Annotated in this window: 16 protein-coding genes; 11 read left to right on the top strand and 5 right to left on the bottom strand. The window is 60.6% G+C overall.

What is annotated here, in order from left to right; all coding sequences use genetic code 11:
* Window positions 1–3: 3 nt before the first annotated feature.
* The 6 genes from V8J63_RS24690 to V8J63_RS24665 all read left to right on the top strand — a co-directional run bounded on the left by V8J63_RS24690 (window position 4) and on the right by V8J63_RS24665 (window position 7,965).
* Complete coding sequence (locus tag V8J63_RS24690) at window positions 4–1,470, top strand: alginate O-acetyltransferase (RefSeq protein WP_024011676.1); 1,467 nt, start codon at window positions 4–6, stop codon at window positions 1,468–1,470.
* An 8-nt stretch (window positions 1,471–1,478) separates the two neighbouring features.
* Window positions 1,479–2,603, top strand: coding sequence for a mannuronate-specific alginate lyase (locus tag V8J63_RS24685; RefSeq protein WP_123418168.1), 1,125 nt, complete (start codon window positions 1,479–1,481; stop codon window positions 2,601–2,603).
* Between the two features lie 336 nt (window positions 2,604–2,939).
* Window positions 2,940–4,505, top strand: a complete 1,566-nt coding sequence (locus tag V8J63_RS24680; protein WP_024011674.1) for an MBOAT family O-acyltransferase — start codon at window positions 2,940–2,942, stop codon at window positions 4,503–4,505.
* A 10-nt stretch (window positions 4,506–4,515) separates the two neighbouring features.
* The gene (locus V8J63_RS24675) at window positions 4,516–5,688 is read left to right on the top strand and encodes an alginate O-acetyltransferase (protein WP_016771604.1); all 1,173 of its coding nucleotides are present in this window, start codon (window positions 4,516–4,518) and stop codon (window positions 5,686–5,688) included.
* 14 nt (window positions 5,689–5,702) lie between these two features.
* Entirely contained in the window at window positions 5,703–6,359 is a 657-nt protein-coding gene (locus tag V8J63_RS24670; RefSeq protein ID WP_016771605.1) for an alginate O-acetyltransferase AlgF, read from the top strand.
* A gap of 154 nt (window positions 6,360–6,513) precedes the next feature.
* Window positions 6,514–7,965, top strand: a complete 1,452-nt coding sequence (locus V8J63_RS24665; protein ID WP_130887020.1) for a mannose-1-phosphate guanylyltransferase/mannose-6-phosphate isomerase — start codon at window positions 6,514–6,516, stop codon at window positions 7,963–7,965.
* Between the two features lie 78 nt (window positions 7,966–8,043).
* On the opposite strand, the gene V8J63_RS24660 is transcribed toward V8J63_RS24665, so the two are convergent.
* Window positions 8,044–10,779 carry an RHS repeat domain-containing protein gene (locus V8J63_RS24660; protein ID WP_336464774.1) on the bottom strand — a complete coding sequence of 912 codons (2,736 nt, stop codon included), beginning with the start codon at window positions 10,777–10,779 and terminating at the stop codon, window positions 8,044–8,046.
* A 166-nt stretch (window positions 10,780–10,945) separates the two neighbouring features.
* Here V8J63_RS24660 and V8J63_RS24655 point away from each other — a divergent pair, with 166 nt between their 5' ends.
* The 3 genes from V8J63_RS24655 (at window position 10,946) to V8J63_RS24645 (ending at window position 13,728) form a co-directional block, all read left to right on the top strand.
* Window positions 10,946–11,410 carry a multidrug transporter gene (locus V8J63_RS24655; protein ID WP_071174448.1) on the top strand — a complete coding sequence of 155 codons (465 nt, stop codon included), beginning with the start codon at window positions 10,946–10,948 and terminating at the stop codon, window positions 11,408–11,410.
* A 36-nt stretch (window positions 11,411–11,446) separates the two neighbouring features.
* Window positions 11,447–12,271, top strand: coding sequence for an SDR family oxidoreductase (locus tag V8J63_RS24650; RefSeq protein ID WP_125927506.1), 825 nt, complete (start codon window positions 11,447–11,449; stop codon window positions 12,269–12,271).
* Between the two features lie 161 nt (window positions 12,272–12,432).
* On the top strand, window positions 12,433–13,728 hold the full coding sequence (locus V8J63_RS24645) for a hypothetical protein (protein WP_336464773.1): 1,296 nt from the start codon (window positions 12,433–12,435) through the stop codon (window positions 13,726–13,728).
* Between the two features lie 45 nt (window positions 13,729–13,773).
* Here V8J63_RS24645 and V8J63_RS24640 read toward each other — a convergent pair whose 3' ends face one another.
* The 4 genes from V8J63_RS24640 to V8J63_RS24625 form a co-directional block, all read right to left on the bottom strand.
* Complete coding sequence (locus V8J63_RS24640; RefSeq protein ID WP_073473686.1) at window positions 13,774–14,640, bottom strand: efflux RND transporter periplasmic adaptor subunit; 867 nt, start codon at window positions 14,638–14,640, stop codon at window positions 13,774–13,776.
* Between the two features lie 10 nt (window positions 14,641–14,650).
* Entirely contained in the window at window positions 14,651–14,851 is a 201-nt protein-coding gene (locus tag V8J63_RS24635; protein ID WP_016771611.1) for a DUF1656 domain-containing protein, read from the bottom strand.
* A complete protein-coding gene (locus V8J63_RS24630; RefSeq protein ID WP_336464772.1) occupies window positions 14,841–17,033 on the bottom strand; it encodes an FUSC family protein in 2,193 nt (730 codons plus the stop codon). The genes V8J63_RS24635 and V8J63_RS24630 overlap by 11 nt, the downstream gene beginning before the upstream one ends.
* 139 nt (window positions 17,034–17,172) lie before the next feature.
* On the bottom strand, window positions 17,173–18,672 hold the full coding sequence (locus tag V8J63_RS24625) for an efflux transporter outer membrane subunit (protein ID WP_336464771.1): 1,500 nt from the start codon (window positions 18,670–18,672) through the stop codon (window positions 17,173–17,175).
* Between the two features lie 275 nt (window positions 18,673–18,947).
* On the opposite strand from V8J63_RS24625, the gene V8J63_RS24620 reads away from it, so the two are divergent.
* Both V8J63_RS24620 and V8J63_RS24615 read left to right on the top strand, forming a co-directional pair.
* Window positions 18,948–19,916, top strand: a complete 969-nt coding sequence (locus tag V8J63_RS24620) for a LysR family transcriptional regulator (RefSeq protein ID WP_024011667.1) — start codon at window positions 18,948–18,950, stop codon at window positions 19,914–19,916.
* A gap of 389 nt (window positions 19,917–20,305) precedes the next feature.
* Complete coding sequence (locus V8J63_RS24615; protein WP_336464770.1) at window positions 20,306–20,680, top strand: DUF6124 family protein; 375 nt, start codon at window positions 20,306–20,308, stop codon at window positions 20,678–20,680.
* The last annotated feature ends 131 nt before the right edge of the window (window positions 20,681–20,811 follow it).

Raw genomic sequence — 20,811 nt, 5'->3', positions numbered from 1 at the left:
TTTATGCACCCACACATGATCAAACTGCTCAGCCTCTCGGCCCTGACCCTCGGCATTCTCGCTGCCGGCAACGCCCGCGCCGACGCTGAAGGCGCAAGCGTCACGCCACCGAAGTTCACCGCCGAACCGTGCTGCAACCTGTGCCCGGCGGCCCATGACGCGAAGAACTACACCACGCGTTATCAGCAGAACTTCACCACCCTGGTACAGGCCCAGGGCGACTGGCTGTTCCGTACCCAGGAAGACCTGCGCACCGAGTTCAACACCACGCCGGCCGGCTATAAGCGCCTGCAACAGTTGCACGATGCGTTCAAGAGCAAAGGCGTGGAGCTGGTGATCGTTTACCAGCCGACCCGTGGCCTGGTGAACCGCAACAAGCTCAACCCGCAGGAAAAAGCCGCGTTCGATTACGAGAAAGCGCTGGGCAACTACAAGACCATGCTTGGCCGTTTCGCCAAGATGGGCTACGTGGTGCCGGACCTGTCGCCACTGACCAACGAATCGCTGCCGGACACCCTGCCCGCCCACGATTTCTACTTCCGTGGCGACCAGCACTGGACACCTTACGGCGCCCAGCGCACGGCAAAAATCGTCGCCGAAAAGGTCAAGCAAATCCCGGCTTTCGCCGACATTCCCAAGCGTGAGTTCGAGACCAAGCGTTCCGGGCGCATGGGCAAGACCGGCACCCTGCACAACATGGCCGGGCAACTGTGCGGCACCAGCTACGCGATCCAGTACATGGACCAGTTCACCACCGAGCCGAAAGGCGAGGCTGGTGACGGCGATCTGTTCGGCGATTCCGGCAATCCGCAGATCACCCTGGTCGGTACATCGCACAGCGGCAAGAACTACAACTTCGCCGGTTTCCTTGAAGAAGCCATCGGCGCTGACATTCTCAACGTGGCCTTCCCCGGCGGTGGTTTCGAAGGTTCGATGCTGCAGTACCTGGGCAGCGAGGAATTCCAGAAGACCCCGCCGAAGATTCTCATCTGGGAATTCTCGCCGCTGTATCGCCTCGACCAGGAAACCATCTATCGCCAGATGATGGCGCTGCTCGATAACGGTTGCGAAGGCAAAGACGCGCAGATGTCCGCCAGCGCCACGCTGAAGCCGGGCAGCAAGCAAGAACTGCTGGTCAACAGCAAGAACCTGAACCTGCAGAACGCCAACCATCAGGTCGACATCCGCTTCGCCGACACCTCGGTGAAAACCCTGCAAGCCACCCTCTGGTACATGAACGGTCGCCACGAGGACATCAAGATCGAGAAACCGGAAACCTCCGACACCGACGGTCGTTTCGCCTTTGAGCTGCGCACGGACGAAGACTGGGCCTCGCAAAACCTGCTGGCGGTCGAAGTCCAGGGTCCTGAAGCCGGACCTGACGCCGCGCCACAAAAAGTCGAAGCGAAAATCTGCAAACGCAACGTATTCCCGGGCGCTGGTCAACAGACCGCGCAGCTCGGGCAATGAGGTCTGCTATGCGAAATCCGAAACTGAAAAACCTGTTGGCACCGACACTCCTGAGCCTGGCGATGTTCGCCGGGGCAACTCAGGCTGCCGCGCCATTGCGTCCACCGCAGGGCTACTTCGCCCCGGTGGATAAATTCAAGACCGGCGACAACAGCGATGGCTGCGACGCGATGCCGGCGCCATACACCGGTCCGCTGCAATTTCGCAGCAAATACGAAGGTTCGGACAAGGCCCGCGCGACGCTGAACGTGCAGTCGGAAAAAGCCTTTCGTGACACCACCAAAGACATCACCACGCTGGAACGCGGCACCGCCAAGCGCGTCATGCAGTTCATGCGCGACGGTCGCCCGGAGCAGCTCGAATGCACGCTCAACTGGCTGACCGCGTGGGCCAAGGCTGACGCGTTGATGTCCAAAGACTTCAACCACACCGGCAAGTCGATGCGCAAATGGGCGCTGGGCAGCATGGCCTCGTCGTACATTCGCCTGAAGTTCTCCGACTCGCATCCACTGGCCCAGCACCAGCAGGAAGCGCAGTTGATCGAAGCCTGGTTCAGCAAAATGGCTGATCAGGTGGTCAGCGACTGGGACAACCTGCCGCTGGAAAAAACCAACAACCACTCGTACTGGGCCGCCTGGTCGGTGATGGCGACCGCCGTCGCCACCAACCGCCGCGACCTGTTTGATTGGGCGGTGAAGGAATACAAGGTTGGCGTCAACCAGGTCGACGCCGACGGCTTCCTGCCTAACGAACTCAAGCGCCAGCAACGCGCCCTCGCCTATCACAACTACGCCCTGCCGCCGCTGGCGATGATCGCCAGTTTCGCCCAGGTCAACGGTGTCGATCTGCGTCAGGAAAACAATGGCGCACTGAAGCGTCTGGGTGATCGCGTGTTGGCCGGCGTCAAGGACCCTGATGAGTTCGAGGAAAAGAACGGCAAAAAGCAGGACATGACCGACCTGAAAGAGGACATGAAATTCGCCTGGCTCGAACCGTTCTGCACGCTCTACACCTGTGCGCCGGATGTGATCGAGAAGAAGCGCGACATGCAACCGTTCAAGACCTTCCGTCTTGGCGGCGACCTGACCAAGGTCTACGACCCGTCGCATGAAAAGGGCAACAAGGGTTCCTGAAAGGCGAAGAGCAAAAGCCCCTCACCCTAGCCCTCTCCCGGAGGGAGAGGGAACTGACCGAGGTGGTAGTGCGGACTGCGGCAAAAGAAATATCGAGTCGATCTCGGGCTTTGAAAAGCAGTGAGATCAGGCTGCAAGGCAATACCGGGTCGATCCCCATTTTTGAAAACCATGGAGATCAGGCTCCCTCTCCCTCCGGGAGAGGGCGGGGGGTGAGGGGCGCGGTCTGACGGCCAGCTCCGACCTCAAGCGAACACTGTGTCACCCCTCCACTATCACGGGGGGTTTGGGGGGGCTTTGGCCCTTGACTGTTGATTCAAACATGGAGAGATCGGGATGGTATTTTCATCCAACGTGTTCCTGTTTCTGTTCTTGCCGATCTTTCTCGGCTTGTACTACCTGAGCGGGCAACGCTATCGCAACCTGCTGCTGCTGATCGCCAGCTACGTGTTCTACGCCTGGTGGCGAGTGGACTTCCTCGCGCTGTTCGCAGCGGTCACGCTGTGGAACTACTGGATCGGCCTCAAGGTCGGTGCTGCCGGCGTGCGAACCAAACCGGCGCAGCGCTGGCTGCTGCTCGGCGTGGCCGTCGACCTGTGCATCCTCGGCTACTTCAAGTACGCCAACTTCGGTGTCGACAGCATCAACGAGATCATGACTTCGTTCGGTCTCGAGCCGTTCATCCTCACCCACGTGCTGCTGCCGATCGGTATTTCGTTCTACATCTTCGAATCGATCAGCTACATCATCGACGTGTACCGTGGCGACACTCCGGCCACGCGCAACCTGATCGACTTCGCAGCATTCGTGGCGATCTTCCCGCACCTGATTGCCGGCCCGGTCCTGCGTTTTCGCGACCTCGCCGATCAGTTCAACAACCGCACGCACACCCTCGACAAATTCTCCGAGGGCTGCACGCGGTTCATGCAGGGTTTCATCAAGAAGGTCTTCATCGCCGACACCCTCGCCGTGGTCGCCGACCATTGCTTCGCCCTGCAGAACCCGACCACGGGTGATGCCTGGCTCGGTGCGCTGGCGTACACCGCGCAGCTGTATTTCGACTTCTCCGGTTACAGCGACATGGCCATCGGTCTGGGCTTGATGATGGGTTTCCGCTTCATGGAAAACTTCAAACAGCCGTACATCAGCCAGTCGATCACCGAGTTCTGGCGCCGCTGGCACATCAGCCTGTCCACCTGGCTGCGTGACTACCTGTACATCACCCTCGGCGGTAACCGTAAAGGCACGCTGATGACCTATCGCAACCTGTTCCTGACCATGCTGCTCGGTGGTCTGTGGCACGGCGCGAACATCACTTACATCATCTGGGGCGCCTGGCACGGCATGTGGCTGGCGATCGAAAAAATGCTCGGCCTGAACACATCGCCGCGCAGCCTCAACCCGATCCGCTGGGCACTGACTTTCCTGCTGGTAGTCATGGGCTGGGTGATCTTCCGTGCCGAGAACCTGCACGTTGCCGGGCGCATGTACGGTGCAATGTTCAGCTTCGGCGACTGGTCGCTGTCGGAACTCAATCAGGCCAGCCTCACCGGTCTGCAAGTGGCAACCCTGGTGGTGGCTTACGTGACCCTGGCGTTCTTCGGCCTGCGTGATCTGTACACCAATCAGCCGCCAGCCAAGACCAAACCGGAAGTCAACGTCGAGGCCGATGGCCCTGCCACGGCGACGCCGGGAATGATCAAGGCAGCGCCTGGGGAAAATCCGGCGAGCATCCACGAACCTGGCTACACCGTCGGCGTCGAAGCCCAGGTGCAACCGGCTTACTGGACCGCTGACTGGTCGCGCTACGTGATGCGCGGGCTGATCCTGCTGCTGTTCATCGCCTCGATTCTCAAACTCTCGGCGCAAAGCTTCTCGCCGTTCCTTTACTTCCAGTTCTGAGGGATCTGACATGACCCGCTCATTACGCATCTTCTACATCGCCCTGTTCCTGGTGACGTTGTTGGTCCTCGGTCTTTGGTCGATTCGCAGCTTCTTCGGCTTCAGCACCAACGCCGACGCGACGGTGCTCAATGGCCGCTGGACCAAGGCGGTGGAAACCCACTACGACGATGAATTCCCGATCAAGCGTCTGGGCACCAACCTCTGGGCCGCGCTGGATTTCAAACTGTTCAACGAAGGTCGTCCGGGCGTTGTGCTCGGCCGCGACCAGTGGTTGTACAGCGATGAAGAATTCAACCCGATCGTCAACGAACAGCAGAACCTGCAAGGCAACTACGCGCTGGTCGAAGGCGTGCGCCAGACCCTGAAAGAGAAAGGCGTGAAACTGGTGATGGCGATCGTCCCGGCCAAGGTGCGTCTGTATCCGGAGCATCTGGATGAAGTGAAGCCTTCGAGCATTCACCAGAACCTGTATCAGGATTTCCACGCCCGTGTCGCGGCCGACAAGATCCTCGCCCCTGACCTGCTCGGCCCGCTGCAACAGGCCAAGCAGAACGGTCAGCAAGTGTTCCTGCGCACCGACACCCACTGGACGCCGGAAGGCGCCGAGATCGCCGCCAACACGCTGGCGAAAACCATTGCCGAGAAATTCCCGCTGAGCGGCGAGCCACAGCGCTTCGTTACCACGCCAGCAGAGAAGGTCACGCACAAGGGCGATCTGCGTCTGTTCCTGCCGCTCGATCCGCTGTTCGAAAACATGATGCCGGCGCCTGAGCCACTGCTTAAACGCAACACCGTTGCCGCCGAGCAGCCTGCCGGTGACGACGCCCTGTTCGCCAACAGCGAAGTACCGGTCGCGCTGATCGGCACCAGCTACAGCGCCAACCCCAACTGGAACTTCGTCGGTGCGCTCAAACAAGCGCTGCACAGCGACGTCGTCAACTACGCCGAAGACGGCCATGGCCCGATTCTGCCGATGCTCAGCTACCTGAAAAGCGATGACTTCAAGAACAGCCCGCCACAAGTGCTGATCTGGGAGTTTCCTGAACGATATCTGCCTGTGAACAACGAAATCGGCGACGCCGACCCGCAGTGGGTCGCAGAGCTCAAACAAGCCGGCGCCCGCCAACAAAACGTAGCCATCAACACTAAATCCGAGACGCCCGATCGGGCGCAAAACTGAAAGAGAGGTACACCATGACTTTCACTACTACTCCTCGTCGTCTCGCTAAAAGCTTCGCACTGGTTGCTGGCCTCAGCGTACTTTCCGTCCCAGCCTTCGCCGGTGGCGACGCCGCGCTGTACGGCCCGACCGCTCCGAAAGGCTCGACCTTCGTGCGTGTCTACAACGCCAGCAACGCTGAAGTCAGCGCCACTGTCGGCAGCACCAACCTGAGCGACATCGCGCCACTGGCCAGCAGCGACTTCAGCTTCATGCCGGGCGGCGATTACAGCGCCAAGGTTGGTAGCCAGACCCTGCCGGTCAAACTCGCTGGTGACCACTACTACACCCTGGTCAACAACGCTTCCGGCGCGCCACAACTGATCGAAGAGCCGCCGTTCAAGAACAAGCAGAAATCCCTGGTTCGTGTACAGAACCTCAGCGACAAACCGCTGACCCTGAAGACCGCCGACGGCAAGACCGAAGTGGTGCCGAACGTGGCAGCCAAGGGCCGTGGCGAACGTGAAATCAACCCGGTGAAAGTCAGCCTGGCGCTGTACGAAGGCGACAAGAAAGTCGGCGACGTGAAACCGGTCGCTCTGGAGCGTGGTGAGGCAGCCGTGCTGTACGTCACCGGCAACGGCAGCAACCTGTCGCCAGTCTGGGTGAAACGCCCGGTGTCGACTCGCTAATCCTTTTGTGAACTGACGCAGTACCCCTTGTGGGAGCGAGCCTGCTCGCGAATACGGTCTGACATGCAACATCAATGTCGACTGAGCCATCGCCATCGCGAGCAGGCTCGCTCCCACAGGGCTCTAACCAAATTGATTTTATGGAGTAAACATTATGATTCCGGTGATCTTGTCAGGTGGTAGCGGTTCGCGTCTGTGGCCTCTTTCGCGCAAGCAATTCCCCAAGCAATTCCTCGCTCTGACCGGCGAACACACACTGTTCCAGCAAACCCTCGAGCGCCTGGTGTTCGAAGGCATGGACACGCCGATCGTGGTCTGCAACAAGGAACACCGTTTCATCGTCAACGAGCAACTGGCCGCACGCAATCTGGAATGCCAGCGCATCCTGATGGAACCGTTCGGCCGCAACACGTCGCCGGCCGTGGCCCTGACCGCGATGATGCTGGTCAATGAAGGCCGCGACGAACTGATGCTGGTGCTGCCGGCCGACCACGTGCTGGAAGACCAGAAAGCCCTGCAACGTGCGCTGGCCCTGGCGACTGTCGCAGCCGAGAACGGCGAGATGGTCCTGTTCGGCGTACCGGCGACCAAACCGGAAACCGGCTACGGCTACATCAAATCCACCGCTGATTCGCTGCTGCCCGAAGGCGTCAGCCGCGTCTCGCACTTCGTCGAAAAACCGGACGTCAAGCGCGCCACCGAGTACGTCGAATCCGGCGGTTACTACTGGAACAGCGGCATGTTCCTGTTCCGCGCCAGCCGCTTCCTCGAAGAACTGAAAAAGCACGATCCGGACATCTACGACAACTGCCTGCTGACCCTTGAGCGCAGCCAGCAGGACGCTGACACCATCACCTTCGACGAAGCCACCTTCGCCTGCTGCCCGGACAACTCCATCGACTACTCGGTGATGGAAAAAACCCAGCGCGCCTGCGTGGTGCCGCTGACCGCCGGCTGGAGCGATGTCGGCTGCTGGTCGTCGCTGTGGGAAGTCAACGAGAAAGACGCCAACGGCAACGTCAGCAAAGGCGACGTGGTCATCCAGGACAGCAAGAACTGCATGATCCACGGCAACGGCAAACTTGTCTCGGTGATCGGTCTGGAGAACATCGTCGTGGTCGAAACCAAGGACGCGATGATGATTGCCCACAAGGACAAGGTCCAGGGCGTCAAGCAGATGGTCAACACCCTCAACGCCCAGGGCCGCAGCGAAACCCAGAACCACTGCGAAGTCTATCGTCCGTGGGGCTCGTACGACTCGGTGGACATGGGCGGGCGTTTCCAGGTCAAGCACATCTCGGTCAAGCCGGGCGCGTGCCTGTCGCTGCAGATGCACCACCACCGCGCCGAACACTGGATCGTGGTCAGCGGCACCGCCGAAGTAACCTGCGACGAGAACGTGTTCCTGCTCACCGAAAACCAGTCGACCTACATCCCGATTGCCTCGGTGCATCGCCTGCGCAACCCGGGCAAGATCCCGCTGGAAATCATCGAAGTGCAGTCGGGTTCGTACTTGGGTGAAGACGATATCGAGCGTTTCGAAGATATCTACGGCCGCTCCACCCCGATCGAACGCGGCGTGTCGGTGAAGACCATCGCGCAGTAATCGATCACTAAAACGAGAAGCCCTCGTCCAGCCCGTTGCGTTCCCTATCCGCAGCGGGCTGGGCGGGGGCTTTTTTGTCTAGCCGAAGACTGAATTGCGGCGTCTCGCCAGCGGTGAATCTTCATCGACCGACTCGCCTTCCGTCCCCTGCGCCAGCCCCGCGGGACCCTGTGTAAACGCGGCTGCAAACAGTTGCTGGGCCAACGGTGTCGGTGTTGATTCCGGTTCTGCAAACAACGGCTGCCGCCGGGTCGATCGATTGAAGGACTGCAAGTCGACCGCCGGACTGTTCGAGGAGATGGCAAGAGGCACGGCAACGGGTGTGCTGAGCAGTTTGTACTGGATCCGCGTCTGAGCCTCGGAAACCTGCATGGCATTGCCCATTGCCACACTCAGTGAGCCCACCAACTGAACTGCGGGGTTAGCGGCGTGCATCAGCAGATTTCCGCCGATCTGGAAGCCTTTGGCCACGGCACCGCGCCTGGCTGCAAGCACTTGCGGTTCTTCGACAGGGCTGTTGAACGCAACGGACATGGGTCCCATGATCCGGCTGGTGGTCTCCTCCCCCAACACCCGATTCATTGTCGAAGAAACGAATTCACCGGAGTGGTACAGCACGGCCCCCGAAGGTGGCGCGGTGTGCGTCCGCGCGGCGGCAATGACATGTGCCTGATGTGTGTTGAGCACGGAGTTGTCCCGGGCTCCCAGCTCTGCCAGCGCTACCGGTATTTCGCGGCGATAGGCCTGGACGTCGGGATTGGGGTCATTCTCGAAGTAACGGCGCACTGGCTGCATGCCGGCGGCTTGCACGGGATTGACCAGTTTCTGGTCGGCAAGATCGTGGTACACCCGATCGGGTGCATGCTTGTCGGGCTTGCGCCCGTCGCTGTCTCTGTAAGTGACTGGGTTATTGCGCATCGCGCGATAGCGATTATGACCGTCGATCGCCCCGCCAGGATCGGTATTCAACCAGCGTTGCAGCCACGGCACGTAATAGCGAAACCCAAAGTAATAAAGCCCCGTGGCATCACGTTCCTTCCCTGAATAGCGCGCGGTCTTGTAGCTGACGTCGGGCTCCTTGGCCCACGCCGTCGCGCCAAACGGATAAAAATGCTCGCGGCTGATCAGCCGCGCATCGGCGTCCAGCTCAACACTGATCGAACCCAGGTGATCATTGAAATTGTATCGGTAGAGATTATTCAGGCCGGTCGGCGGTGGGCTTTGCCAATGCAGGACGCGTACGGTGTTGAGTCCGGTCTGCACGGTGAGCACTTGCAGGCTTTCTCCGGTGCCAGTGTCGGTGCGTAACTCCAGCGCTGGCAGATACCGCACCTGTGCAAGAAGACTGCGCGCAGCCGTGCGTGACGAACGCGTTTTCAATACCCGCTGACCGGCGCCGTCGTAGAGATAGTTTTCACAATCATCGGCGCCTGATACGCGCAGCACGAGCACCACCGAGTTCAGCTGGTTCCGCAGATTCCACTGCAACCGGCGTCCTTGATCCAGCAACAGCAAATTGCCTCGCGCATCGAACGCCTCAGCGATCTGGGACTCAGATGGCGGCTTACCGTCATGCCACGGCAAGCAACGATTGCTGTAGCGCGCGGCCTGCAATTGATGACCTGGACTCTGTGGGCCAACGTGAGTCAGCTCGAGCAAATTGCCGGCGGCGTCATAACGATAACTCTGGCTGTAGTTGGCGACAGCGGTCGGCCCGCCACCGGCAGCGCCGGCCTCCCAGCCAGTGGCGTGAGTCAACTGGCAAAGGCTGTCATAGCGGTAGCGACTGACCGGCTCGATGCGCTGGTTGGCGAACCAGCGCACCGGCAATGCCTGGTCTTCGATGCTCAGCACATTGCCCATCGGGTCATAGGCATACAACAGGTCCTGCCAAACGTTGCCCTCTTGATCCTGAGCATGACGCATGAGCAGACGGCCGTCTTCACGGCGGTAGCTCAGCGTGGTCAGAACGCCGTTACCTGCCAGCTCCTGGGTGACCTGACCTTCGGCGTTGTACCGAATATCACTGACCACAGGATGGTCTGAAGTCTGATACCTGAGCCGTAGATCAACCCCGCGTAATCGTCCGTCGTGAGTCAGCGCGAATACCTGCCGATGACCAGCGGCATCCACCTGTTCCAGCACGGAGCCCTGCGGTGAAAAGCGCCATTGCGTGGTTGCCCCTTCGGACTCCAGCGGTACCTTGCACTCAACGTCAGCATCTGGCCAATCCGGCACAACCGGATCGAGCGCGAAGTGTCGGGTGTTTTCACAACACTGGCCGGTGATTGCGAATTGCTCGAACAGGACGCTACCGGCCGGATCGTCATGCCGGATCAACTGACCGAGCTGATTGCGCAGCGGCTCGCCAAAGCCGGGCCGGCCATAGGCAAAACGCTCGGCGCAGCGGCGAGGTACGCCTGTGCCTTCTTCGAACACCGCGACAGGGCGCAGCAAGTCATCGTATGCAATCTCGCGGCATGTGCCACGGCTGTCCCAGTTGAACAGCGTCTGGCCGGCCAAACCCGGCAACCGGACCTGAACTCCCGCATCGCTACTGTCCGAGCGCAGCGCGATATCGTTCAAGGCATGGGTGGTGGTGAGGCTGGCGGGCGCTTGCGGATCGATCACCTGCAACGCCCACAATCGCGCATCCCATTGTTTGACTACACGCCCGGCGACGTCCCGCAACGTCCGCTCGATTCGGGGCTCACTTGCCAGCGCCGCATCGGCGCGCCAGTAGTTGACGTTGAGGATGGCCAAACCGCGCGGATCGTTCACGGCAAGCGTTGGCGTATTGTGGTGGATGCCCATAGTGCGTCAACGTCCCAGTGTGCCCTTCGCGCATGAGAGCAAGCCCGGACGTGGATGCCTACTGTCAGAAATTACAGTCCCGACCAACGGCAGGCTTGTTGCCGCTCCGAATATCCATTGTGCGACGCCTTCGGTAGGATGAAGCTCACTCACGGAGCGTTCCCGCATGTTCATCGGCATCCTGCTGGTCATCACCTGGCTGATCCTGCTGCTGCGCTATCCGGCCAAGGCCTTGCCGGTGTCGGTGGCCGCTGCCATCGGCCTCGGCTTCGTAGCCATGTGGGTGGTGTGGCTGGACAACCGCGAAATCAAACAACTGGCGCGCCTGGAACTGCGCATTGCCTATGCCCCCGAACAATGCCCGGCCGACCGTCCACTGCAATTGAAAATGAACAACGGTAACGATGTGCCGCTGACCGAACTGCGTTGGCGCATCGCCGCGTACGCGCCGGGCGATACGGTCAATCTGGCCGACAATCAATACACCGCCCCGCGCTATCGCGGCCCCGGCGAACTGCAGGCCGGCGCGACCTGGGAAGATTGTTTGCCCTTGCCGCCGCTGCGTCCCGGCTATCGCCCGCAAACCCTGGAGTTTCGCGCCGAGCATTTGCAGGGTAGTTTTGCCGACTGATCCCCTCCCCCGACTTTTTTGCACAAGGAATGCGCCATGCCCGTTGCGTTGATTACCGGTTGTTCCAGCGGCATCGGCCGCGCCTTGGCCGACGCGTTCAAAGCCGCCGGCTACGAAGTCTGGGCCAGTGCGCGCAAGACTGAAGACGTCGCTGCGCTCAACGCCGCCGGTTTCACCGCGATTCAGCTGGACGTCAACGATGGCGCCGCGCTGGAACAACTCGCCGAGCGTCTGAACCAGCAACATGGCGGCCTTGATGTACTGATCAACAACGCCGGTTACGGCGCGATGGGGCCGCTGCTCGACGGCGGCGTGCAGGCGATGCAGCGCCAGTTCGAGACCAACGTGTTTTCGATTGTCGGCGTCACCCGCGCGTTGTTTCCGCTGCTGCGTCGGGCCAGGGGGCTGGTGGTGAATATCGGCAGCGTGTCAGGTGTTTTGGTCACGCCGTTTGCCGGCGCCTACTGCGCTTCGAAAGCGGCGGTACACGCGTTGAGCGATGCCTTGCGAATGGAACTGGCACCGTTTGGCATTCGTGTGATGGAAGTCCAGCCCGGCGCCATCGAATCGAGCTTTGCGAAGAATGCCGGACATGAAGCCGAGCAATTGATCAACGAGCAATCGCCGTGGTTTCCATTGCGTGAAGGCATTCGGGCACGCGCCAAGGCATCGCAGGACAAACCCACCCCGGCCAGTGAGTTTGCTGCCGAGCTGTTGAAAGCGGTGCGGCAGAGCAAGCCGCCACGGCTGGTTCGCATCGGCAACGGCAGCCGGGCGTTGCCGTTGCTGGCGGCGTTGTTGCCGAAAGGGTTGTTGGAATCGACGTTGATGAAGCGCTTCGGATTGCGCGCAAAGCTCTGATACCCAGTTGTTGCGACGAGCGGTATCCCGACCTGTCAGAGTTGACAGTAGGCGCCCTCTCAAGGAAGGCCTATCGTGAGTTCAAGCCAGGTGAACGGTGTTGAGGCTGTGTTAAAGCCCGGCGAGTAAACCGACCTCACGACAACCGCGCAGGGACGTATATGACAACCGCTACGAAGGCCACGAACATCAGGGCAACAATCGACGCTACATGGGGAAGCGGTGAAGGCAAACTTCAACTTGACGATATATTTCAGGACGACCCGGCGAAGTCCCGGCCCCTCACCGGATCGACGCTGCTGCGCGATAAATCGTTGCTGGTTACCAGTACCTTCGACAATAGCTCCTTCTTCATTTCCAAGCTGAACCACTTGGGTGCCGTAGACCTGGCGTTTGGGGTCGAAGGGCGTGTCATGGGTTCGTTCCTGGCCAATGAGCTGGCCTCTGGCGGGCCTATTGCAGAAGGTGCCGATGGGCGGCTGTTCATGGCGGGCAGCACAACCAATGGGAAGTCGAGCGAGGTTAGCCCCGCGATTCTCTGCCTCGACAGCAAAGGCAATCGAGTGAGCAGCTTTGGCGACAATGGCCAAGTCATCATCGATCCCCCAGACACACAACGGCTTACGAAAAAAGGCCCGGCATTCGTGTTCGCGTTACCCGATGGCAGCATTATTGTCGGCGTTGATTACCACACGCCTGACGTGCTCAGGGCGCACCTGTACAAATTCGATGCGCAGGGAGCACCCGTAAAGGCATTCGGCACAGATGGCCGAGTTGAAATAAAGCACAGGCTGCGGCATGCATCGACCTCACTCAGCGACGGTTGCGTGCTCGACAATGGGCTGTTGTTATTTGCAGGCTACGAAAAATACGAGCCCGACGTGAACACGGACGGTCTCGTCGTGATGTTGAATTCAGACAGTGGTGCGCCCCATGAGAATTTCGGTCACCCGGAAAGACCCGGGATTCTGGTAGTCCGGTACAACTCCAGGGGTGCCGAACTCAATACTGTGAGACAGCGAGCCCCCAATAGGTTCACGGCATCCGGCTACACCAACATGGGCAACGCCTTGAGTGAGCGATACGGCATGTTGATCGCCTTCGATGAAGAAGGTAAGCCCGATTTCGACGTTTTCGGCAGTCCGAATATCATGCCGCTTCCAGCAGATCTCGGCAGCGACAGGCGAGTCAACTGGGCGGACCATGTTCCTTTCGCTGATAACATCGTAGTTTCTGGTGGAGACGAGAAGGGCAATTATATTGCCTGTGTGAAAGCACGCAGCGGTGGCTACAACTCCGATTTTTCAGACGCGGGTGGCGTCATCCCTCGCGAGGAGACCACCGACTCTCTCTCCAGGCTTCATTATCAGCAGGACCCTGGAAAATTGATTGTTGCCCTCAACATCAATCCAGAAAATCCTCTGGGTTGTCTGTATCGCTACAACATTTCCCAGTAGCTGGAAGCATAACCGCGTCGCCCGGTCCAGGGGCGACTCGGTCGATCAATTATCTGCCAGGTCCTGCTTCACCACTACCGTGCAAGTAATTCCCGCCGCCAGCAACACCCCCGCCGGCACCTCATCAATGTGAATCCTTACCGGCACCCGCTGAGCCAACCGCACCCAGTTGAACGTCGGGTTCACATCCGCAATCAGCTCGCGGCTTTCCGGGTTGTCGCGGTCGTAAATCCCGCGCGAAATGCTTTCGACATGGCCCTTGAGCACTTCGCCGCTCATCAATTGCATGTCGGCTTGGTCACCCACTTTGACGTGAGGCAGTTTGGTTTCTTCGAAAAAGCCGTAAACCCAAAATGAATTCATGTCGACCACGGCCATCTTCGCCTCGCCAATGCGCGCGTAGTCGCCGCGATGCACATTGAGGTTGGTCACGTAGCCGTCCACCGCCGCACGCACTTCGGTGCGTTTGAGGTTGAGTTCGGCGGCTTCCAATTGCGCCTGGGCGTGTTGGTAATCGGCCAGCGCAGCGTCGGCGATGTTGCTGGCGTCGTCGCGGTTCTCTTTGGAGATCACCAGATTGTCGAGGTCGGCGCGGCGATGGGCGTTGACCTTGCGCATTTCCCAGGTCGACTTGCGCGAAGCCACCAGTGACTGCGCCTGCTTGACCGCGATGCGGTAGTGCTCGGGGTCGATGCGCATCAGCAGATCGCCCTTCTTCACCAACTGGTTGTCGCGCACCGGCACTTCGACCACTTCGCCGGTGACGTCGGCGGCGACGTTGATGATGTCGGCACGCACGCGACCATCGCGGGTCCACGGCGTGTTCATGTAGTGCTCCCACAACGTGCGGCCGATCCACAGCGCCAGGGCCAGTACCAGCAGGGTCGCGAGCAGGCTGAAAAACTTTTTCATCAAGATGTTCTCAACGGTAGACAGTCAGCGCCATGGCGCCGAACAGACAGGTAAACAGGCTCAGACGCAGCAGCGCCGGGTGCCAGAAAAAACGGTACAGGTCGAACCCCGAGAGGAAGCGGTCAACTGCCCAGGCCAGTCCCGCAGCGATGAAAAACATCAGGGTCATGGTCGGCATGTACACGCCGTGGAAGGCGATTTCACGAGGCATGGGCAAGTCCTTCGGGCCTGGCAGAAGCGAATTCGGCGAGGGGTGATTGCGGGTCGAGCAGCGAGGTGCGGATGAAGTGCAGGTAGCTTTTCACCCGGCGCAACGCCGAGGTATCGAAGTGCGGCGCGAACGGCTCGTCGGTGGCGGCGACGCGGCTGATCGCGTGATCGACCGCCACGAGTGCGCGTTCGAGATTGCTCGCGTTCGCCTGCAAAAACAGGCGCACCAACGCGCGCCCCATCACGCGGATTGCCTGGCGCCACGGCTGCGATTCGGCATACGCCGGATGCACCGGCAGGATCGCCTGTTCCTTGCGCAATTCGATGATCGCGTGGCCGACTTCGAGCACCACGAACATCCAGCGCAGCAGGCTTTTTTGCACTTTCGGTTGCCCTGCCGCGAGGCCATACGCCTGATGCAGCAGATCGCGGGTACGGCTCTCGAAACGCGAGGCCAGGCCCTTGAGTTTGCCGCTGATCGCGTAGACCACTTGCCCACGCAAGTCCTGCTCCAGGCGCTGCCACAGCCAGCGACTGTTCGGCGGCAGAATGATCGCCCCCGCCGCCGCACAGACGAGCATGCCCATGACCATGGCGATGTGTTCGTTGATGAAGGTGTAGGGGTTGTAAATCGTGAGATTGTCCGGCACTGAACCGGTGCTGAAAAAGATCAACAACCCGAGGCCGACACCGGCGTATTGCGGTCGTGAAGCGAGGAACGAACCGAGCACGATCACCGGCGCGAGCATCACACAGAGCAAGGGGAAACCGTCGATCAGCGGGAAGATGAAAAACATCTCGACGAAGCCGATCAGTGCGCCGAGAAACGTGCCGCAGGCCATTTGAAAGGCCATGCGTTTGGGGTTGGGCGTGGCGGCGGAAAGGCCGACGGTGGCGGCGGCGATCAGGGTCATGGTCGCCCCGCTCGGCCACGCGGTGGCGACCCAATAACTGCCCAACACAATCAGGATGAACGAGGCACGAATTCCCGACGCGGCTGCGGCCCACCAGTTGGTTTGCGGGGTGAAGGGCTCGTCCCAGCGCTCGCGTTCGTGGCGGTGCTCGGCCAGAGACGCATGGGTCTGCGCATAGCTGTGCAGGTCATCGACGAAGCGGTAGAGCAATTCGTAGGCGGTGTGGAAATCCAGTTGTTCGGCTTCGCTCGGACCGGTGTCCTGAAAGATCCCGCGCAGGGTTCGGACACGTGCTGGCAGACCTTCCTTGTAGGTGGCCAACGCGGTCGCCAAACGTGCCGCATCGGGGCTGGTCAGGGCGCGACCGCTGAAGCCGTCGAGCACTTCGGCGAGGTCCTGCAAGCCCGGTTTGATCGCCCCTACGACATGCTCTTCGCCATTGCCGCGCAGGCGTTCAAGCAATTGATGCAAGGCGTTGAAGCGCGTGGTGATGCCCATGAACTCGCTGTTCAATCGGCTCAGGCGGCCGTTGCGCCGGCGCATGTGCGGGTCTTCGAACACGGTCACACTGCGCAGCCCTTCCAGGCCGACAGCTTCGGCAATGAAGCGCACGTTGCTGGCTTCGAACGCCTCGGCTTTGCTGCGCCCGCGCAGGCCGTCGGTGACGAACAGGGCGAACACACCGAAGCGCTGATACAAGGCATTGCGCATCGCCGCGCTGGCGGTCTGCGGCAGAATCGCCGCGCTGATCAGCGTCGAGCAGAGAATCCCCAGCGAGATCTCCAGCACCCGCCACACCGCCGCCATAAAGGCGCCGTCCGGGTGCGCCAGCGCCGGCAGACCGACCATCGCTGCGGTGTAACCGGCGAGCACAAAGCCATACGCGCGAAAGTTGCGGCAACGTGCGGCACCGGCCGAGCAGATGCCGACCCAGATCGCCAGCGAGCCGAGAAACAGCTCCGTGTTTTGCGCGAACAAAGCGATCAGCGTGACCATCATCGCCGATCCGGCCAGCGTGCCGAGCAAGCGATAGAAACTCTTGGCGAACACCTGACCGCTCTGCGGCTGCATGACGATAAACACCGTGATCATCGCCGTACGCGGTTGCGGTAGTTCCAGCCGCATCGCCAGCCACAGGGTGAGAAACGCGGCGAGCAACACCTTGAAGATATACACCCAGGTCACGCCATCGCTGCGTGCCCAGTCGAAAAAACCGCGACGCCATTCCAGGGAGTGGAGCCAGCGTAGAGGGGCGGGCAAGGAGGTCATTGAAAATACTCAGGCATGCAATGCGGACTCGAAACCTGTGGGAGCGAGCCTGCTCGCGAAAGCAGCGTGTCAGGCAACATGTTCATTGACTGATACGCCCTCTTCGCGAGCAGGCTCGCTCCCACAATGGATGCTGTGTTCAACGCAGCAGCGCCGGGGTTTTCGGGGCTTGGGTCTGCTCGGCAGTCGGCACGTCATCACCCGCACCGAGGCCGCCCCCCAAGGCAGTCACCAGCTCGGCATGCGCACTCAACCGCGCCGCCTGCACCTGCTGCTGCACTTGCTGCTGTTTGAACAGCAATGTCTGCGCATTGAGTACGTTGAGGTAATCGGTGAGGCCGCGTTGGTAGGCGATCATCGCGATGTCGTAAGTCTTCTGCGCTGCGGCCACGGATTCGGCAGCGAATTCCTGCTGCTTGTCCATCGACTCGCGGCGGATCAACTGATCGGAAATGTTCTTCAGCGCGTTGATCAGGGTCTGGTTGTAGTGCGCCACAGCGATGTCATAACCGGCCGCCGCTTCGCCCAATTCGCCACGCAGTCGACCGCCGTCGAAGATCGGCAACGAGATCGCCGGGCCGACGTTGTAGTTGAGTTTCTTGCCGCTCAGAAACTCCAGCGCGCCGCCGCCAGTGGCCATGTAGCCGAGGCTGCCGACCAGATCGACGTTGGGGTAGAAACCGCCGTGGGCGACATCGATGCCGCGCGCCTGCGCCGCCACTTGCCAACGACTGGCGACCACGTCCGGACGCTGGCCGAGCAGTTCGGCAGGCAATGCCGAGGGCAACTTCAACGGCGCCGCGAGGGACAGCGTCGGCCGTTGCAGTTGCGCCGCCGCGCCCGGCCCTTTGCCGGCCAGCGCAGCAATCTGGTTGCGGCTCAGGGCAATTTCCTCGTCCAGCGCATCGAGTTGGCGATGGGTTTCCGGCAACGGCGTTTCGGCTTGGCTGACTTCGAAATGCGTGCCGATGCCACCGCTCAAACGCTTCTGCGCCAGATCGAGAATCTGCTGTTGCTGTTTGAGCATTGCGGCAACGATGTCGCGCTGGGCGTAATGCAGCGACAGCTCGATGTAGGCGCGGACGATGTTGTTCTGCAGTTCCAGTTGCGCCAGGCGCGCCTCGGCCACACTCACATGGGCCAGATCCACCGCGCGTTCACTGGCATTGCGCTCGCGGCCCCAAAGATCGAGGGCGTAGCTGAAGCCGAGCGCGGCGTTGTTGTCCCATGTGGTGGTATTGGCCAGTTCGCCGGGGCCGTAGAACTGATCGGTCGGCCAGTTGTGGCGCTTGAGGGTCGACTCGCCATTGATCTGCAACGCCTCGGCCGCTTCGGCAACACCGGCCATGGCCTTGGCCTGACGCACCCGCGCAGCGGCCATGGCCATGCTCGGGCTGCCTTGCACGGCGAGGTCGATCCAGCGATCAAGTTGCGCGTCACCAAACGCCTGCCACCATTGGGCGCTGGGCCAGTGGGCGTCTTTGGCGGCCTCGGCAATGGCAGCGTCGGTGGCCAGTGAATCGGCCGCGAGTGCCTCGCCGTGAGGGGCAATGCCTTGGGTAGAGATGCAGCCGCCGAGAGCCAGGGTTAAAGCCAGAACACTGAGCGGCAAAAGCGCTCTGTTGATGCGACGCGGCACAGCTGCGAATTCCTGAGAGAGGGATAGATCGAGGACCGTGCAGGAGCTGCCGCAGGCTGCGATTTTTGATCTTGCTTCCCTTAAAACAAAATCAAAAGACCGCAGCCTTCGGCAGCGCCGGCACAGGATCGGCGCAATTCTATGGAGCTGCCTCTGCGGCGATAAGCTGGGATTTCTGTGAATCTTTGTTACGGTTAACGAGATAATCCCTTGGTCGGGGGTCTCAGCCCCTGAAACTTCGTGTCACAATTTGCCATCTCCCTTGAGAGCACCCCATGGACACTTTGCAAAACATGCGCGCCTTCAGTTGTGTTGCCGAAGCGGGCAGCTTCACCGCCGCCGCCGTGCAACTGGACACCACTACCGCCAACGTCTCGCGCGCGGTCTCCAACCTGGAAGCCCACCTGCAAACCCGCCTGCTCAATCGCACGACCCGGCGCATCGCCCTGACCGAGGCCGGCAAACGCTACCTGCTGCGCTGCGAACAGATCCTCGCCTACGTCGAAGAAGCCGAAGCGGAAGCCAGCGACGCCCACGCGCGCCCGGCCGGCCAGCTGAAAGTGCACACCATGACCGGCATCGGCCAGCACTTCGTCATCGACGCCATCGCCCGCTACCGCAAGACCCACCCCGACGTGACCTTCGACCTGACCCTGGCCAACCGCGTGCCGGACCTGCTCGACGAGGGCTACGACGTGTCCATCGTGCTGGCCAGCGAACTGCCCGATTCCGGCTTCGTTTCGCAACGCCTGGGCATCACCTACAGCATCGTCTGCGCCTCGCCGGCCTACGTAAAAGCCAACGGCGCCGCGCAAAAACCCAGCGACCTGCTCAACCACGCCTGCCTGCGCCTGGTCAGCCCGGTGATACCCCTGGAAAAATGGGCCTTCGACGGCCCGGACGGCCAGGAAACAGTGACCATCAACAGCTCACCATTCCTGGTGAACTCCGCCGACGCCATGAAAACCGCGATCACCAGCGGCATGGGCGTCGGCGTGCTACCGGTCTACGCCGCCATCGAAGGCCTGCGCAACGGCACTCTGGTGCGCGTGATGCCCAACTACCGCTCGCAGGAACTCAACCTCTACGCGATCTACCCGTCGCGGCAGTACCTGGATGCCAAGATCAAAACCTGGGTGGAATATTTGCGCGGATCGTTGCCGGAGATATTGGCGGCGCATCAGGCGGAACTGGTTGCGTATGAGTTGAGCGGGAGTCTGGCTGGCGCGCGCGTCGCCACCTGACTTTAAACACCGCTGACTTCGTGTAGGAGTTGACGAGTGCAACGAGGCTGCGATCTTTTGATTTTGCTGTTTAAAAATCAACGGATCGCAGCCTGCGGCAACTCCTACATCGCGGTGTTTTCAAGGAACTTTCCGACAGGGTTTGCAGGTTGTCCGTCGGAAGAGCGCTGGCTAGGATCTGGTGGTTGCTGACGAATCAGCGACCGGGCTTGGTCGTCCGGGTTTAGAATGGCGCACATTTTTAAGCATGCTTAATGGCGAGCTGTGCGTGGGAGGGCCTCGGCCCTGCCGGGTTTCCATTCCCTGGTCGACCAACCCGCGTACGGTTCGCCACCCGATTGCTTGGTCGCAGTCAGTGGCGAACTCCACTTCCCGAATGGAGTTTCACCATGTTCAAACCCACACCCAATCCCCCCGAATCCGCAAGCACCTCACCCTACCAATCCCCCGACTCAACGAAACTCCACGACGCCGCCGAGCGTGCGCTGGATCACTACCTCAAACCGGCCACCACCGCGCAGCAAAGCCACAAACCCAGCACCATGTTCCAGGTCGCCCCGGACCAGGACAACGAAAGCCTGCTGGCCCACGCCTGCGAATCCCTCGCCTCGGCGAGCATCATGAGCAGCGACATCGCCGCCCACGTCGACAGCCCACAGCGGCACACCATACTGGCCATCCAGCAGGTGATCATGCTGGCGGAACTGGCGGTGAACCGGGTGCTGGATAATTACGAAATCCACCAGGCCCCGTCACGCAGCTGATCTTCCCGGAGCGAGCCCCACCGCGAGGGCTTCGGCACATTCAACATTCAACATTCAAGGTGTCAGACAAACCGCTTTCGCGAGCAGGCTCGCTCCCACAGTTTGAATCGAGTACATCAGCGAGAAACAGG

It is taken from the genome of Pseudomonas sp. CCNWLW23 (assembly GCF_037095675.1).
In the GTDB taxonomy this organism is placed as follows: Bacteria; Pseudomonadota; Gammaproteobacteria; order Pseudomonadales; family Pseudomonadaceae; genus Aquipseudomonas; species Aquipseudomonas atacamensis.
Note: the sequence above shows the minus strand (reverse complement) of the source record. Positions and strands in the feature narration are given on the sequence as shown.